Annotated in this window: 14 protein-coding genes; 6 read left to right on the top strand and 8 right to left on the bottom strand. The window is 60.7% G+C overall.

Annotated elements, in window-relative coordinates:
* Positions 1-21 precede the first annotated feature (21 nt).
* From polA to RUM8411_RS10380, 4 genes are all read right to left on the bottom strand, one after another.
* A complete protein-coding gene (gene polA / locus RUM8411_RS10395; protein WP_085822615.1) occupies positions 22-2,817 on the bottom strand; it encodes a DNA polymerase I in 2,796 nt (931 codons plus the stop codon).
* Between the two features lie 70 nt (positions 2,818-2,887).
* Positions 2,888-3,358 (bottom strand): hypothetical protein, encoded by a 471-nt coding sequence (locus tag RUM8411_RS10390; protein WP_085822614.1) that lies wholly within the window; start codon positions 3,356-3,358, stop codon positions 2,888-2,890.
* Between the two features lie 89 nt (positions 3,359-3,447).
* Positions 3,448-4,110 carry a YrbL family protein gene (locus tag RUM8411_RS10385; protein ID WP_085822613.1) on the bottom strand — a complete coding sequence of 221 codons (663 nt, stop codon included), beginning with the start codon at positions 4,108-4,110 and terminating at the stop codon, positions 3,448-3,450.
* Positions 4,111-4,192: 82 nt separating this feature from the next.
* The gene (locus RUM8411_RS10380; protein ID WP_085822612.1) at positions 4,193-4,372 is read right to left on the bottom strand and encodes a zinc-finger domain-containing protein; all 180 of its coding nucleotides are present in this window, start codon (positions 4,370-4,372) and stop codon (positions 4,193-4,195) included.
* Positions 4,373-4,459: 87 nt separating this feature from the next.
* Here RUM8411_RS10380 and RUM8411_RS10375 point away from each other — a divergent pair, with 87 nt between their 5' ends.
* Entirely contained in the window at positions 4,460-5,452 is a 993-nt protein-coding gene (locus RUM8411_RS10375; protein ID WP_085822611.1) for an ABC transporter ATP-binding protein, read from the top strand.
* On the opposite strand, the gene RUM8411_RS10370 is transcribed toward RUM8411_RS10375, so the two are convergent.
* Positions 5,449-5,916 (bottom strand): DUF1203 domain-containing protein, encoded by a 468-nt coding sequence (locus RUM8411_RS10370; protein WP_085822610.1) that lies wholly within the window; start codon positions 5,914-5,916, stop codon positions 5,449-5,451. The two genes, RUM8411_RS10375 and RUM8411_RS10370, sit on opposite strands and share 4 nt — an antisense overlap.
* 120 nt (positions 5,917-6,036) lie before the next feature.
* On the opposite strand from RUM8411_RS10370, the gene RUM8411_RS10365 reads away from it, so the two are divergent.
* From RUM8411_RS10365 to RUM8411_RS10355, 3 genes are all read left to right on the top strand, one after another.
* A complete protein-coding gene (locus RUM8411_RS10365) occupies positions 6,037-9,012 on the top strand; it encodes an error-prone DNA polymerase (RefSeq protein WP_085822609.1) in 2,976 nt (991 codons plus the stop codon).
* 48 nt (positions 9,013-9,060) lie between these two features.
* Complete coding sequence (locus tag RUM8411_RS10360) at positions 9,061-9,474, top strand: group III truncated hemoglobin (protein ID WP_085822608.1); 414 nt, start codon at positions 9,061-9,063, stop codon at positions 9,472-9,474.
* A 145-nt stretch (positions 9,475-9,619) separates the two neighbouring features.
* Entirely contained in the window at positions 9,620-10,555 is a 936-nt protein-coding gene (locus tag RUM8411_RS10355) for a DMT family transporter (RefSeq protein WP_085822607.1), read from the top strand.
* 10 nt (positions 10,556-10,565) lie between these two features.
* On the opposite strand, the gene RUM8411_RS10350 is transcribed toward RUM8411_RS10355, so the two are convergent.
* Positions 10,566-11,291, bottom strand: a complete 726-nt coding sequence (locus tag RUM8411_RS10350; protein ID WP_085822606.1) for an NYN domain-containing protein — start codon at positions 11,289-11,291, stop codon at positions 10,566-10,568.
* 95 nt (positions 11,292-11,386) lie between these two features.
* Entirely contained in the window at positions 11,387-12,499 is a 1,113-nt protein-coding gene (locus tag RUM8411_RS10345; RefSeq protein ID WP_085822777.1) for an S-(hydroxymethyl)glutathione dehydrogenase/class III alcohol dehydrogenase, read from the bottom strand.
* Positions 12,500-12,629: 130 nt separating this feature from the next.
* Here RUM8411_RS10345 and RUM8411_RS10340 point away from each other — a divergent pair, with 130 nt between their 5' ends.
* A complete protein-coding gene (locus RUM8411_RS10340; protein WP_085822605.1) occupies positions 12,630-12,920 on the top strand; it encodes an I78 family peptidase inhibitor in 291 nt (96 codons plus the stop codon).
* 62 nt (positions 12,921-12,982) lie between these two features.
* Positions 12,983-14,635, top strand: a complete 1,653-nt coding sequence (locus RUM8411_RS10335; protein WP_085822604.1) for a Y-family DNA polymerase — start codon at positions 12,983-12,985, stop codon at positions 14,633-14,635.
* A 3-nt stretch (positions 14,636-14,638) separates the two neighbouring features.
* Here RUM8411_RS10335 and RUM8411_RS10330 read toward each other — a convergent pair whose 3' ends face one another.
* The gene (locus tag RUM8411_RS10330; RefSeq protein WP_085822603.1) at positions 14,639-15,364 is read right to left on the bottom strand and encodes an SDR family NAD(P)-dependent oxidoreductase; all 726 of its coding nucleotides are present in this window, start codon (positions 15,362-15,364) and stop codon (positions 14,639-14,641) included.
* Between the last annotated feature and the right edge of the window lie 52 nt (positions 15,365-15,416).

The following is a 15,416-nucleotide window of genomic DNA, read 5'->3' as shown; positions in this document are numbered from 1 at the left end:
CGCAGCCCGCATAATAAACGTCTAGTGGGCTTCAGCCCAGTTCGCGCCCTGCCCGGCATCCACGCTCAGCTTTACGTCCAGTTTCACCGCCGGGTCTGATGCACCTTCCATAATGTCGCGCGCCACACTGATCACCTGATCCACCGCGTCTTCGGCCACTTCGAACAACAATTCATCATGCACCTGCAGCAGCATCCTGGCAGGCAACCCGTTGATCGCCTCCGGCATCCGCACCATGGCGCGCCGGATCACATCCGCTGCCGTCCCCTGGATCGGCGCGTTGATCGCCGCCCGACGCGAGAACCCGGCATGCGGCCCCTTGGCATTGATCTCGGGTGTGTGAATTTTACGCCCGAACAAGGTCTGAACATAACCGTGCTCTTTCGCAAAGGCGACGGTGTCATCCATATAGGCTCTGATTCCCGGGAAACGCTCGAAATACCGGTCGATGAATCCTTGCGCCTCGGCCCGGGGAATGCGCAGGTTGCGCGCCAGACCAAAACCCGAGATGCCGTAGATCACACCAAAGTTGATCGCTTTGGCTTGGCGGCGAATATCCGGAGTCATCTCTTCCAGCGGCACGTCGAACATCTCGGACGCCGTCATGGCGTGAATGTCCAACCCATCCGTAAAGGCCTGTTTCAAGGCAGGGATTTCCGCGATATGTGCCAGAATCCGCAGCTCAATCTGGCTGTAGTCGAGGCTGACCAGCAAATTGCCCGGCTCGGCGATGAACGCCTCGCGAATGCGCCGTCCCTCTTCAGTGCGCACTGGAATGTTCTGCAGGTTCGGATCGGTTGAGGCCAGACGGCCTGTATTGGCCCCGGTGATCGAATAAGACGTATGCACCCGGCCCGTATCGGGGTTGATATGGGTCTGCAGCGCGTCCGTATAAGTCGATTTCAGCTTGGACAATTGCCGCCAGTCCAACACCCGGCGCGGCAATTCATGCTCGGTCGCCAGATCCTCAAGAATATCGGCCCCGGTCGAATACTTTCCGGTCTTGCCTTTCTTGCCGCCTTCCAAACCCATCTTGTCGAACAGGATCTCACCCAGCTGCGCGGGCGACCCGACATTGAACGGCTCGCCTGCCAATTCGTGGATTTCAGCCTCTAACCCGGCCATTTTCTGCGCAAAGGCGTTGGACATGCGGGACAACACATCGCGGTCGACCTTGATGCCGTGCATCTCCATCTCGGTCAGAACCGGCACCAACGGACGTTCCAGCGTTTCATAAACCGTCGTCACCTGTACCTGATGCAGTTGTGGTTTGAACAGCTTCCACAGGCGCAAGGTGATATCGGCGTCCTCTGCCGCATAAGCGGTGGCCTCGTCAATCGGCACCTTGTCAAAGGTGATTGCCGATTTTCCGGACCCCAGCAGCGGCTTGATCGGAATCGGCGTATGGCTCAGATACCGTTCCGAGAGCGTATCCATCCCATGCCCATGTTCGCCGCCATGCATCGCATAAGACATCAACATCGTGTCGTCGATCGGCGCGACAGTGACCCCATAGCGTTTGAATATCTTGGCATCGTATTTCATGTTCTGCCCGATCTTCAGGATCGACGGGTCCTCAAGCATCGGCTTCAGCAAGTTCAAAGCCTGATCCAGCGGCATCTGCCCTTCGGCCAGCGCATCCGAGCCAAACAGGTCATCAGTCGCACTTTGACGATGAATCAGCGGGACGTAACAGGCCGTGCCCGCCTCAATGCACAGCGAGATGCCGACCAGATCGGCGATCATCTCGTTCAGGCCGGTGGTTTCGGTATCCACCGCGACCCAACCACGTTCATAAGCCTGGTCGATCCACTTTTGCAGGGCCGCCGCATCCCGCACACATTCGTACTTCGATGCATCAAAGGGCGCAGCTTCAACTTCTGGCTCGTCCGCAGGTGCAGGCGCATCCGCAATTGACGGGGCCTCGGCCCCCAGCTTGTCGGCAATACGCTTGGTCAGGGTGCGGAACTCCATCTCGGCCAGAAACCCCAACAGCGTTTCCGGTTCGGGGTCTTTGACCTCAAGATCGTCCAGAGTGAAATCCAAAGGCGTCCGCTCTTCCAACTGCACCAGCCTTTTCGACAGCTCGATCTGGTCGCGCTTTTCGATCAGGGTCTGGCGGCGTTTAGGCTGTTTGATCTCTTCGGCACGGTCTAGCAGAGTTTCCAGATCGCCATATTCATTGATCAGCAGCGCCGCCGTCTTGATCCCGATCCCCGGCGCGCCGGGCACGTTGTCGACACTGTCTCCGGCCAGCGCCTGTACATCGACCACACGTTCCGGGCCGACGCCGAATTTCTCGATCACCCCGTCGCGGTCAATGCGCTTGTTCTTCATCGCATCCAGCATCTCGACGCCGCCGCCGACAAGTTGCATCAGGTCCTTGTCGGAACTGACGATGGTCACACGCCCGCCAGCCTCTCGCGCCTGAACGGCAAGGGTGGCAATGATATCGTCAGCCTCATAGCCCTCAAGCTCTTTGCAGGCGATGTTGAAGGCACGTGTCGCCTCACGGGTCAGGGGCATCTGCGGGCGCAGGTCCTCGGGCATAGCCTCTCGGTTGGCCTTATACAGATCATACATGTCATTGCGGAAAGTGTGCGAGCCCTTGTCGAAGATCACCGCCACATGGGTCGGCGCATCCGGCCCCGCATTCCCTTCGACATATTTCTGCAGCATGTTGCAAAAGCCCGAAACGGCGCCGATCGGCAACCCGTCAGACTTGCGCGTCAGCGGTGGCAGCGCGTGATAGGCCCGAAAAATAAAGGCCGATCCATCGATCAGATGCAGGTGACACCCTTTGCCGAATTCACTCATGCGCGCTCTCCCTGTCAGACAGGGATGGTTCTGCCACAGGGCCGCGCGGGTGACCAGCGAAGAAGGGGTACTATCCGCCGAAGAGGCCTGAGAAGACATCCGAGAAGCTGTTCAGCAGGGCCATGATGACCAACACACCCAACAGGGCGAAAAAGGCCATCGCGAAGAACTGAAACAGGATCGCGCCCACGCCGATCACGATGCCCGCTATGGCGGGGCGCTTTTTTTCATGGCGCATCAGACCGACAGCCGCGAGAATGATCGCCAGGCCACCCAACATGGCAACGCCGATTTGCAGGAAATCATCCATGTTGCGCGCGCGTTCAACAGGCTCAGGCTGGTCCAGCCCAGCGGCCGAGCGCAAAGTGGATTTACCGATTTCAGCTGCAAGCTCTCCCAGAGAAACGCCGGTAGATTGCTGGGGCGCAAAGGGCCCCGCCCAAAAAACAAACAACGCCGCCATGAGGGAGGTTGAGGCAATCAAAAAGCCCAGCCAACCAAAAACAGGGCTGTGGTCGTTCTGCGCGGTAACTTCAGTCATCGTTCACCCTCATGCAAATGTGCGCTCCAGATAGCATTGAAACATGGCAAGACTTGGGAATGCGCCCGGAATGCCCAGAGGGCGGTCGTTCAGTTCAAACTGAAGGCCCGCGTCGCCGCGTCCCAGCGCAAGCCGGTGTTATCGGCGATCTGTCGCATCTGTTTGTTCAGCGACCGGTCATTCAACTTGCGGCTCAGCGTGCGCAAAGGGACAAGGTTACGTTCGCCGTAGCCATCGATCAGAAAGAACATATGCACCTGATCGCGCTGCCCGTAGACGATGTTCATTTCGTGGATATCGCGGCCAACGATCTGAAACGCGAACAGCTTTTGCACAAAGCTGTTGAGGTTCTCCAAAATGGCGTCATTCAACACATTGCGTTTGCACATCCACGACAAATGGCGGGCAAGATCGCCATCGTCGGATTGGATCTTTTCGACCACAACCCCCGGTCCAACATCCGTCTGCACTATCCCAAAGGATCGCGCCAACGGCAGTTGCGCGATATCGGGGCCGCTTTTCAAGGCTGCCTTCATCTCGCACTCGATTTCTTTCAGCGCATTGCGAAAGGCCGAATCTGGCATAAGTCTCCGCACAAGACGTTTCGAGAAGGATCGGTTCCGGCGTGTTCGCGGCCGTGTCACCTTGATCAGCAGTTCAGGTTGGCCCGGGCACGCATAGACATCCCGGTGGCCACCTTTGGCCAGAGGCTCTTGATCTGATAGCTGCAAAAGCTGCACTGCAAACAGCATCCGGCCTCCGTTCTGTCCTGAATGCGTCACAGTCTAGGCCAGCCTGACCAAATCTATGAGCCACACAGCACATATCATGCGATCAGGCCTGGGCTTCGTGCCCTGCCAGGACGTATTTGCAATCGCAATACGGGCATTCGACCCAGCCGGTATCCTCGGGGATTTGTAACCAGACGCGCGGATGGCCCAATGCGCCTTCGCCGCCGTCACAGGCGACCCGGGCGGTTTCAACGATCTTGGTTTCCGGCGCTTCGATGGTCACGGCTGGCGATCCTTCTGCGGTTGTCGGCCTCGCGGGCATGGTCTAGGTGCGTTTATGAGCGATGAGTAATCCGGGGGCAAGAGCGACATGGGCGATGCGGCAATCAGGATCGACGGGCTGCGCAAAACCTATCGCGGCAGCAAAGGCCAGCCCGAAAAGCAGGCGCTGAAAGGTATCGACCTGACTATCCCGCGCGGGTCCGTCTTTGGTCTGCTGGGGCCGAACGGCGCCGGGAAATCGACCCTGATCAACATTTTGGCGGGTCTGGTGGTGAAAACCGCAGGTCATGTGTCGATCTGGGGCTTTGATCAGGATCAGCACCCACGCCAGTCGCGCGCGGCCATCGGTGTCATGCCGCAAGAGCTGAACCTTGATCCGTTCTTCTCGCCACGGGGCGCGCTTGAGGTGCAGGCTGGCCTTTATGGCGTGCCCAAATCGCAGCGCCGCAGCGACGAGATCCTCGAACTTGTCGGCCTCAGCGACAAGGCCGAGGCTTATGCCCGCACCCTGTCCGGCGGGATGCGGCGACGTCTGCTGCTGGCCAAGGCATTGGTGCATCACCCCCGCATCCTGGTGCTGGACGAACCCACGGCCGGTGTAGACATCGAGTTGCGCCAGATGCTGTGGTCTAACGTACGCAAGCTGAACGAACAGGGCATGACGATCATTCTGACCACCCATTACCTGGAAGAAGCGCAGGAAATGTGCGATCAGATCGCAATCATCAACCACGGCGAAAAGATCGCGCAGGACAGCACCGCCAACCTGCTGGACCGGATGGATAGCCGCACCATGGTGATCACTCCGGACGCCCCGGTCACGGGCTTGCCAGTGGCTGACGGCGTCGAGGCCGCTTTGCGCGACGATGGCAGTTTGGTTCTGCATTATCGCAGCGCGCAGACCAGCGCCGAACGGGTTCTGGAATCCGTTAGGACAGCTGATATCCGCATCCGTGACGTCCGCACCGAAGAGGCAGACCTTGAAGATGTGTTCCTCGCCCTGACCTCGGCCCAATCAGATGATCCCCCGGCGGATGATCAGGATCAGCCGCGCCGGGGTATACACTGCGTCAGGCTTTAGGTCCGGTCGATCCGCGCGTGATAGCAGTTGTTCAGCGCCGAGCGGATGTGGATATAAGCAACATCATCGCGGGCAAAGATATCCTTGGCCGCACTGTGCAAATCCGCCTGTGGCGTGATGATCCCGGTGCCATAGACGATCCGGTCATCCGCCCCGTACCCTTTGATCAGATAATTGGGCGACGCAGTCAGCGCCTCGGGCAGTTCTGACGGGTCCTCATGGCGCTGACATGGCTCTACACAAAGGTAAATCGGCCCGGTTTCGGCAAAAGGCTGCGTCGCGGGAAAGGGCCTGTGGGCCAGCACCAGCATCTCTTTGCCTTCCGGAATATAGGTCAGGCAGTGGCGGCAGGGGTTTCCCTGCCCGTTCGAAATCGCCCGTTCCGGCGGGTTGCCATAGCCGTCGGGCGCACCGCTGCGATAGGCCTCAACCTGATCGGTGGGGAGGGCAGAAATTCTGTGCATGATATGTCTCCTTTTCTGGCCCAAATATGTTCACCTCCCTGCCACCAGGCGACCCGTTTCCTGCGCAATGGCGCAAAGGACTCGAAAAAGAACAAAACGTGAATATGATAGAGAATCGCCATGTATGCCGAATTGTCGATCACCTCGAACTTCACCTTCCTCACCGGGGCCTCCCACCCCGAGGAGTATATGGAGCGTGCCGTCACCCTGGGCCTGCCTGCGATTGCCATTGCCGATGACAACTCGGTCGCCGGCATCGTCCGCGCCCACACCCAAGCGCGCGAGATCGCCCGCAAGGTGCACGAAAGGCTGGAGTGGGAGGCGCAGAACACCTCGATCGGCCCGCCCTGCCCCGATCACATCCCCAAACCGCCGTCGCATCCCATCCACGCAGTGCCGCGCCTGATCCCGGCGGCCAGGTTGATCTTTACCGATGCGCCCACCGTCACCGCCCTGCCCCTGAACCGGCAGGGCTGGGCCAACCTATGCCGCATCCTGTCCAGGGGCCGCCTGCGCGCCGAGAAAGGCGATTGCATCCTGCACCTGTCCGACCTGATGGAGTTTTCCGACGGTCTCCACCTGCTGCTCTGGCCACAGGCGACCCCGTCGCAGGGCGGCGCGGAGTCTGAGCCGTCTCGGAGAAGCGCCAGTGGCGCTTCTCAGGCGAAAGACGGGCGGAGCCCTTGGCGGACACAGGCGCAGCAGCTGACGCGCCGCTTTGCCGGGCGGATGCATCTGTTGATGCATCCCCGCTATGATGGCGCAGACAATGCGTTTTTCTCTGTATTAGAGACTGAAGCAAAGCAACTCGACCTGCCCACACTCGCCAGTGCCACGCCCCTGATGCACCACGGGGCCCGCCGCAAACTGGCGGATGTGGTGACCGCCATCCGCCTGCGCCGCAAGGTGGATGATCTGGGTCGCAAGGCGCTAGCCAATGGAGAGCAGCGTCTGCGCTCGGAACCCGAAATGCTGCGCATCTTCAAGGGACATGAGGGCGCCGTGACCCGTGCCCATAACCTTAGCGAGCAGCTCACATTCTCACTGGATGAGCTGCGTTATGAATACCCCAGCGAGGGTAGCGAACAGGAAACCCCGACCCAGCGCCTGCGCCGTCTGGCCCATGAAGGGCTGCTCTGGCGCTATCCGGCGGGGGCTTCGGACAAGGCCAAAAAGATGCTGGCCCATGAACTCGCGCTGATCGGCAAGCTGAAATACGAGCCTTATTTTTTGACCGTCCGCGACATTGTCCATTTCGCCCGCTCGCGCGACATCCTGTGCCAGGGGCGCGGATCAGCGGCCAATTCGGTGGTCTGTTTCTGCCTCGGCATCACCGAGGTCAGCCCCGAGATGGGCACCATGGTGTTTGAACGTTTCGTATCCGAGGCGCGCGATGAACCGCCCGATATCGACGTGGATTTCGAACATGAACGCCGCGAAGAGGTGATCCAGCACATCTATGACCGCTATGGTCGCCACCGCGCCGGCCTCTGCGCCACGGTGGTGCATTACCGCGGCAAGCGCGCCATCCGCGAGGTCGGGCGGGCGATGGGCCTGACCGAGGACACCATTTCAGCGCTGTCCTCACAGCTCTGGGGCTTTTTCTCGGCCGCCGGGCTTGAGGCTGAACGGATGCGCGAGATCGGCCTCGACCCCGATGATCGCCGCCTGAAACAGACCCTAATGCTGGTCTATGAGATCAACGGCTTCCCCCGTCACCTGTCGCAACATGTCGGCGGCTTCATCATCACCGAGGGGCGGCTGGACGAGCTGGTCCCCATCGAAAACGCCACCATGGAGGATCGCACGGTTATCTGCTGGGACAAGGACGACATCGACACGCTTGGCATCCTCAAGGTCGATGTGCTCAGCCTTGGCATGCTGACCTGCATCCGCAAGGCGTTCGATCTGATCACCCAGCACCACCAGACCGGCTATACCCTGGCCACCCTGCCGCCCGAGGACCCGGTGGTCTATGACATGCTGTGCAAGGCCGACAGTATCGGCGTGTTTCAGGTGGAATCACGTGCACAAATGAACTTTCTACCCCGGATGCGGCCACGCAATTTCTATGATCTGGTGATCGAGGTCGCCATCATCCGCCCCGGCCCCATTCAGGGCGACATGGTCCACCCCTATATCCGGCGGCGGAACGGAGAGGAGGAGGTCAGCTTCCCCTCGGACGCGCTGGGTGAGGTGCTGGGCAAGACCCTCGGCGTGCCGCTGTTTCAGGAACAGGCGATGCAGATCGCCATTGTCGGCGCGGGGTTCACCCCGGAACAGGCCGACCGCCTGCGCCGGTCACTGGCGACCTTCAAGAAACACGGCAATGTCAGCGAGTTTCGCGCGCTGTTCCTGCGCGGGATGAAACGTAACGGGTATGAACAGGACTTTGCCGAGCGCTGTTTTTCGCAGATCGAGGGCTTCGGTTCCTATGGCTTCCCAGAAAGCCACGCGGCCAGCTTTGCACTTTTGGTCTATGCCTCGGCCTGGATCAAATGCCACCACCCGGGCATCTTCGCCTGCGCCCTGCTGAATTCGCAGCCGATGGGGTTTTATGCCCCCGCCCAGATCGTGCGCGATGCGCGCGAACATGGGGTTCAGGTGCGCCCGGTCTGCATCAATGCCAGCTTCTGGGACAATGTGATGGAGCCTGACGGCCACGGCGGGCTGGCCCTGCGGCTGGGGTTCCGCCAGATCAAGGGCCTGAGCGAGGAAGACGCCAGCTGGCTGACCGCCGCGCGCGGCAACGGCTATACCCAGGTCGATGACGTCTGGCGTCGCGCGGGCCTGGGGCCGTCGGTGATCGAACGGCTGGCCGAGGCCGATGCCTTTGTCGCCTGCGACCTGACCCGACGCGAGGCGCTGTGGCAGGCCAAAGCGATTGCCACTGCCAAACCGCTGCCGCTGTTTTCGCAGGATCTGGAGGGCGAAGCTCTGGATGAGCCCGCCGCCCATCTGCCGCAGATGACCCTGGGCGAACAGGTGGTCGAGGATTACGTCGCCACCCGTCTCAGCCTGAAGGCGCATCCGGTGGCCCTGCTGCGGCACCTGCTGACACCGGAGGGGCGCGACAAAACCACCTCTGTTCCCTGACGCCGGAACGACCTATCTGCCAAAAACAGAGACGTAGATCAGGCCACCATGACCAGACCCACCCTGCCCCCGCGCTTTCCCGCGACACCGGATCAGATCAACGCGCAGGTGCGCGCCTTTTACGCCCGTGTGCGGCAGGATGCGGTGCTGGGCCCGGTCTTTGGCAAACATGTCACCAACTGGCCCACGCATGAGGACAAGATCGTCGCCTTCTGGCGCAACGCGATCCTGTATGAGCGCAGCTATGACGGCAATCCGCAGCGGGTCCATATCGAACGCCCCGATGTGCGCCCTGAGATGTTCGCCCATTGGCTGGACCTGTTCGAAGAGGTCGCCACCCAAACCCTGCCACCAGAAACCGCCACGCCTTGGGTGGCGCTGGCGCGTCGCATCGGGGTGGGGATGCGAGCCGGCGTGCAATCTGCGCGCCAACCCAAGGACGCGCCGCCGCTCCTGCGATGATCCCTGATCATGACGGCTATGCCATGTTAGCGATAAAATAGGGGCTATGCGCCTCGGCAAATTGGGTTTAAGCACCGGTTAGACACAGCCGCCGCGCCGTCCAAACCGACGCGCGGCCCATTGATCCGGTCTACGAGACAGTCTGATGAACACGCAAAACACCACAGTCCGCGGCCTGGGTTATGCCTTTCTGGGCTTTGCCGTCTTTGCCAGCCACGACGCGCTGATCAAGGTGCTGGGCGGCACGTATTCGGTGCTGCAGATCATATTCTTCGCCACGCTGTTTTCTTTTGTGCCGATGGCGGTCACGATCCTAACTGATCGGTCGACGGGCAATTTCCTGCCGCATCACCCGTGGTTGGTCCTGTTGCGATCCGCGCTGATGGTCACCGGCATGTCCTGCGCGTTCTACGCCTTTTCCGTACTGCCCCTGGCCGAGGTCTATTCGCTGCTGTTTTCCTTCCCGCTAATCGTCACCGTTCTGTCGATTCCCATATTGGGCGAGGTCGTCCGCGCCCAGCGCTGGGCCGCCGTAGGTGTGGGCCTGATCGGCGTTCTGATTGTCCTGCGCCCCGGCACCACGGACATCACGCTGGGCCATCTGGCGGCGCTGACGGCGGCATTCTGCAGCGCCTTTGCATCCGTTCTGGTGCGCAAGATCGGGAATGAGGAACGCTCGGCCGTGCTGATCCTCTATCCGATGCTGCTGGCCATAGCGGTGATGAGCCTTGCCCAACCTGCCGTCTACCTGCCGCCCTCGCTGTTGCATCTGGCGATGATGGCCTTGGTGGGGGTGTTTTCCGTCATCGCGCAACACCTGATCATCATGGCCTACCGCGCAGCACCAGCTGGCGTCATTGCGCCCAGCCAATACAGCCAGATCATCTGGGCCACGATCTTTGGCATGGCATTCTTTGGCGAAAAACCTGACGGCTGGGTCGCCGTCGGTGCCAGCATCATCATCGCATCCGGCGTCTTTGTGGTCTGGCGCGAAAGCCGGTCCAACGCATCCGCCAACACTCCGGTTCTGCGGGTCCGCTCGCCCAGATCGGATACCGGGGCGACACGTCCGGGGGAGTAGCCCTCTGCCGTCAAGGCTCCGTGCTTCTGATTTTGAGGCCGCCGTTTGTTCCGCTTTTTTCAAACCGGTCCAAGGCACGCACCAGATCACTCAGCCTTTTGTAGCCGTAGGTGCGGGCGTCAAAATCCGGATATATTTTACCCAGTTGGTGCCCAACGAACCCAAGTGTGGCCCAGCCGTCGGGTTCGTTCGAGTTCTTTGCAACGTTACGGATCAATTGGAAGGCATGGTTCAGGTCATGCTTCGATTTCGGGCTCTCGCCCTTTTGGGCTTTTGCCGCGCCGGCTTCGGGTTTTTCAATGTTTTCAATGTAAATAAACCGATTGCACGCCGCCACGAAGGCCTTGGGCGCCTTACGTTCTCCGATACCAAACACGTCCAGCCCTTGTTCGCGAATGCGGCTGGCAAGACGTGTGAAATCGCTGTCTGAGGATACCAAAACAAACCCGCTGAACCGTCCCGAATGCAAGATGTCCATGGCATCAATGACCAGTGCGATATCGCTTGAGTTTTTCCCGGTGGTATTGGCGAATTGCTGATGGGGAACAATGGCGTATTCGGCCAGTGATTTAGCTTCCCACCCCTGCGGCGACCCATTGGAAAAATCGCCGTATATCCGTCGTAGCCCAGCCTCGCCCAACGTGGCGATTTCTTCAAATATCTCTGCTGCATGTTTTGCGGAGACATTGTCCGCGTCAATCAGAACCGCAAGGCGGTCTGTTCGTCCTGTCGTCACCTGAAATCCTCAACCTTAAATTTAATTCATGGTGAGGAATGTAAGAATCAAAAAGGGCGAGCAAAAGCCCGCCCTTGGAAATTATTTTGGTTTTCTCAGTACACCACCACCGACCGGATGCTTTCGCCCTTATGCATCAGGTCGAACCCGTGGTTGATGTCGTCCAGACCCATGGTGTGGGTGATCATGGGGTCGATCTCGATCTTGCCGTCCATGTACCAGTCGACGATCTGTGGCACATCTGTCCGACCCCGCGCTCCGCCGAATGCTGTACCGCGCCACGAACGCCCGGTCACCAGCTGGAACGGTCGGGTCGAGATTTCGGCCCCCGCGGGCGCCACGCCGATGATGATCGATTCTCCCCAGCCCTTATGCGCAGATTCCAGTGCCGTGCGCATAACGCCCACGTTGCCGGTGGCGTCAAAGGTGTAATCCGCACCGCCCTTGGTCAGATCGACCAGATAGGGCACCAGATCGCCTTCAACCTCGGACGGGTTGACGAAATCGGTCATGCCAAAACGGGTGGCCATTTCCACCTTGGAGGGGTTCAGGTCAACGCCGACGATCTGATCCGCTCCGGCCAGACGCAGGCCCTGGATCACGTTCAGACCAATGCCGCCCAAGCCGAACACGATGGCGCGGCTGCCGATCTCCACCTTGGCTGTGTTGATCACGGCACCGATGCCGGTGGTGACGCCGCAACCGATATAGCAGATCTTGTCGAACGGCGCGTCCGGGCGCACTTTGGCCAGCGCGATCTCGGGCAGCACCGTGTGGTTCGAAAAGGTCGAGCAGCCCATGTAATGCAGGATCGGATCCCCATCCAACGTCGAAAAGCGCGAGGTGCCATCGGGCATCAAGCCTTGCCCCTGTGTAGAACGGATCGCCTGACACAGGTTCGTCTTGGGGTGCAGGCAGTATTCGCACTCGCGACATTCCGGCGTGTAGAGCGGGATCACATGATCACCCGGTTTCAGGCTGGTGACACCGGGGCCCACATCAACCACCACGCCTGCGCCTTCGTGGCCCAGAATGGCCGGAAACAAACCTTCGGGGTCGGCACCCGACAGGGTGAATTCGTCGGTGTGGCAAATGCCGGTGGCCTTGATCTCGACCAGAACCTCACCCGCCTTGGGGCCTTCGAGGTTCACATCCATCACTTCCAAAGGTTTGCCCGCCTGAACGGCGACGGCAGCACGGGTACGCATGGCTTTCATCTCCCTGTCGATTTTGACCCGACCCTGCGTTAATTGCAGGGTGTTTTCAACTGCACTTTGATGGCAGGATGGCTAAACATTTGATATTGCAGAAACGACATAGTCAGAATGAGGAACGCCAATGCACCGATTTATTCCCGCACTGGCCCTGCTGGCGGCCTGTGCACAGACGCCTCCGCCCCCAGATGACAGCCCCCTGCCGCCCGAGGCCGCGCCGGTCGATCTGGCCTTTTGTGAAGGCGATGCGTTTGCAGGTTCTGTTGGTCAGCCGGTCTCGGGCATTCAGGCGCAACTGCCGGAACGGGCGCGGGTTCTGGGTCCTGATGGCATCGCCACGCAGGATTACCGCATCGACCGGCTGAATGTTTATGTGGATTCAGAAGGTGTCATTCAACGCCTGACCTGTGGGTAAGCGTGGACTCGGGGTGTGATTCTCATTTAAGAACAAAATAAGAACATTTTGATGTCTGCCCGATGCCCAAACGCCGAATACTCTCTTTGTGGTTTCCCTGTCTTGGGGCCGAACGGCTGGTTCGCGCCGCGCGCGGCCTGCAGGATGGGCCTTTGGCCGTGGTGGCCGAACAGTCGAACATGCAGGTTATCACCTCGCTGAATGCGGATGCGCAGGCCGCCGGTTTACGGGTCGGCCAGCCGGTACGCGATGCCCATGCCATGTGCGCATCGCTTGTTACCCGCCCCCGCAACGCCCCGGCCGAGGCCGTGTTCCTGACCGCGCTGCGCCGCTGGGCGGGCAAGTTCAGCCCCTGGGTGGCTGAAGAGGCCCCCGACGGGCTGATCGTCGACCTGTCGGGCTGTGCCCATCTGTTCGGCGGCGAAGAGGCGCTGCTGCGCGTTTTGGAAATCGACTGCGCCGATATGGGTCTGAGTGTGCAGATGGGCATTGCCGACACGCTGGGCGCAGCCTGGGCGTTGGCGCGCTATGCCGGGCAAGAGGCCACATCCGACCGCAATGGCGACGCCATCAGCCAAGAGGCCCGCGCCACCCGCGCCCGCGCCACCAAGCGGCGGCACTGGACCAGAGGTGGCGCCGCACCGCAAGTGATGGCCCTGGGGGGTGGCGCGCGGGTCGCCGCGCCGGGGCAGGCGTATGGCGCGCTCAGCCCCCTGCCCATCGCGGCGCTGCGGCTGGAGGATCAGGTGGTGGCACAGCTGAACCGTCTGGGCCTGCGCCGGATCGGCGATCTGCTAGGCCAGCCGCGTGCGTCCCTTGCGCGACGGTTTGGACGGGGGCTGGTGCTGCGGCTGGATCAGGCGATGGGCAGCGCGCCCGAACCGGTCTCACCCGCGCGCGCACCACATCACTTTGCGGTGCGGATGACCCTGCCCAATCCGATCGGGTTGGTCGAGGACGTGATGGCCGCGATCGACCGGATGCTGCCCACGCTTTGCACCAAGCTGGAAGAAAAAGCCCGCGGGGTGCGCACCCTGCGGCTTGAGGCACATCGCGCCGACCAGGCGGCTGAAGTTATTGAGGTCGGCCTGGCCCGCCCGGCTTATGACAAACACCGTATTCGCCCCTTGTTAGAGATGAAAATCGACAAGATTGACGCGGGCTATGGTATCGACATGCTGCGGCTTGTGGCGGTCCAGACCGAGCCGATCCACGCCCGTACGATGGCTGGCCACGCCGAGGCCCGCCGCGCCGTCCGTGACCGGTTGGAGGGCAATACGGCCGTCGATGATCTGATTGGCAAACTGGGCGCGCGGGTCGGGCTTGAGGTGATCACAAGACGGCATCCTGCGGCCTCACACATCCCTGAGAAAACCGCCCAGACGCTGGCAGCAGCATGGTCAGAGCCCGCGCGCGACTGGCCTGCCCCATCGCGCCCACGGCCCCTGCAGATGTGGCAGCCCGAGCCGGTGATGGCCCCGGAAACCCCGGATGTACCAATTGCGTTCCGCTGGCGCGGGCGCGACTGGCAGCTGTCCCAGGCCACCGGCCCGGAACGGATCGCGCCGGAATGGTGGCTGGATGACCCCAACTGGCGCAGTGGGGTGCGCGATTACTGGGTGGTGGTGACGCAACAGGGTGAACGGTTATGGCTGTTTTACGGCCATGGCGGCACCATGTCGGCGGGATGGTTTTGTCAGGGACAATTTGGTTAGGGTCTATTTTCCACGATAGACCAAAAAATCCGGCAGATAATCAATCAACCGGACCAGCCAGGAAAACGGTGCAGGGAAATCGGTGCGGAATCGACGACGACCCATCGCCCTGATCACCCGATCCGCCGCATCCTCGGGCGTCATCAGCATCGGCATCTTGAACGCGTTCTTTTCGGTCAACCGGGTCTTGATAAAGCCGGGATTAACGATCCGAACCGTCACACCCGTGCCCGCCAGATCATGGCGCATCGTCTCGGCCAGCGAAATCAGCGCCGCCTTGCTGGCCCCATAACCAATCGCAGCCGGCAAGCCGTGATACCCCGCGAGCGAGCCTATAAGTGTGATCTCTCCGCGCTTCGCCTGCACAAAGCCGGGCACGGTTTCACCCAGAACACGCAACGCCCCCAGATAGTTCACATCCGTCATCGCCAATGCCGCCTCGGTATCCCAATCACCGCTGCGCATGGGATCATAGGCACCTGCGTTATACACCAGCCCATCAACCTCTCCGGCCTCGGCCACCGCGCGGCGCACTGAATCCGGATCGGTCACATCCATTGGAATCGCCCGCGCTTTGGGCAGGGAGGCGCAGATCGCCTGCAAGCGCTCGGCATTGCGGGCTGACAGGACCAGATGTGCACCCTGACGGCCAAGAGCCTCGGCCAGGGCCCGGCCCAGACCTTCGCTGGCGCCAATAATCCAATAGATTTTTCCGTTAAAGCTGCTCATGCGAGGGCCGTTCTATTCGTGTTCCCTATGAATACGGCGTCACCCCTGCGAT

It is taken from the genome of Ruegeria meonggei, assembly GCF_900172215.1.
GTDB classification, from domain to species: domain Bacteria; phylum Pseudomonadota; class Alphaproteobacteria; order Rhodobacterales; family Rhodobacteraceae; genus Ruegeria; species Ruegeria meonggei.
Note: the sequence above shows the minus strand (reverse complement) of the source record. Positions and strands in the feature narration are given on the sequence as shown.

Excerpts from the sequence above, each read along its gene's own strand:
- RUM8411_RS10360 (WP_085822608.1), top strand. The coding sequence starts at position 9,061 with ATGACCAGACCCACCCTGCCCCCGCGCTTTCCCGCGACACCGGATCAG.
- RUM8411_RS10345 (WP_085822777.1), bottom strand. The coding sequence starts at position 12,499 with ATGCGTACCCGTGCTGCCGTCGCCGTTCAGGCGGGCAAACCTTTGGAA.
- RUM8411_RS10365 (WP_085822609.1), top strand. The coding sequence starts at position 6,037 with ATGTATGCCGAATTGTCGATCACCTCGAACTTCACCTTCCTCACCGGG.
- RUM8411_RS10390 (WP_085822614.1), bottom strand. The coding sequence starts at position 3,358 with ATGACTGAAGTTACCGCGCAGAACGACCACAGCCCTGTTTTTGGTTGG.
- RUM8411_RS10335 (WP_085822604.1), top strand. The coding sequence starts at position 12,983 with ATGCCCAAACGCCGAATACTCTCTTTGTGGTTTCCCTGTCTTGGGGCC.
- RUM8411_RS10370 (WP_085822610.1), bottom strand. The coding sequence starts at position 5,916 with ATGCACAGAATTTCTGCCCTCCCCACCGATCAGGTTGAGGCCTATCGC.
- RUM8411_RS10385 (WP_085822613.1), bottom strand. The coding sequence starts at position 4,110 with ATGCTGTTTGCAGTGCAGCTTTTGCAGCTATCAGATCAAGAGCCTCTG.
- RUM8411_RS10330 (WP_085822603.1), bottom strand. The coding sequence starts at position 15,364 with ATGAGCAGCTTTAACGGAAAAATCTATTGGATTATTGGCGCCAGCGAA.
- RUM8411_RS10355 (WP_085822607.1), top strand. The coding sequence starts at position 9,620 with ATGAACACGCAAAACACCACAGTCCGCGGCCTGGGTTATGCCTTTCTG.
- RUM8411_RS10375 (WP_085822611.1), top strand. The coding sequence starts at position 4,460 with ATGGGCGATGCGGCAATCAGGATCGACGGGCTGCGCAAAACCTATCGC.
- polA (WP_085822615.1), bottom strand. The coding sequence starts at position 2,817 with ATGAGTGAATTCGGCAAAGGGTGTCACCTGCATCTGATCGATGGATCG.
- RUM8411_RS10340 (WP_085822605.1), top strand. The coding sequence starts at position 12,630 with ATGCACCGATTTATTCCCGCACTGGCCCTGCTGGCGGCCTGTGCACAG.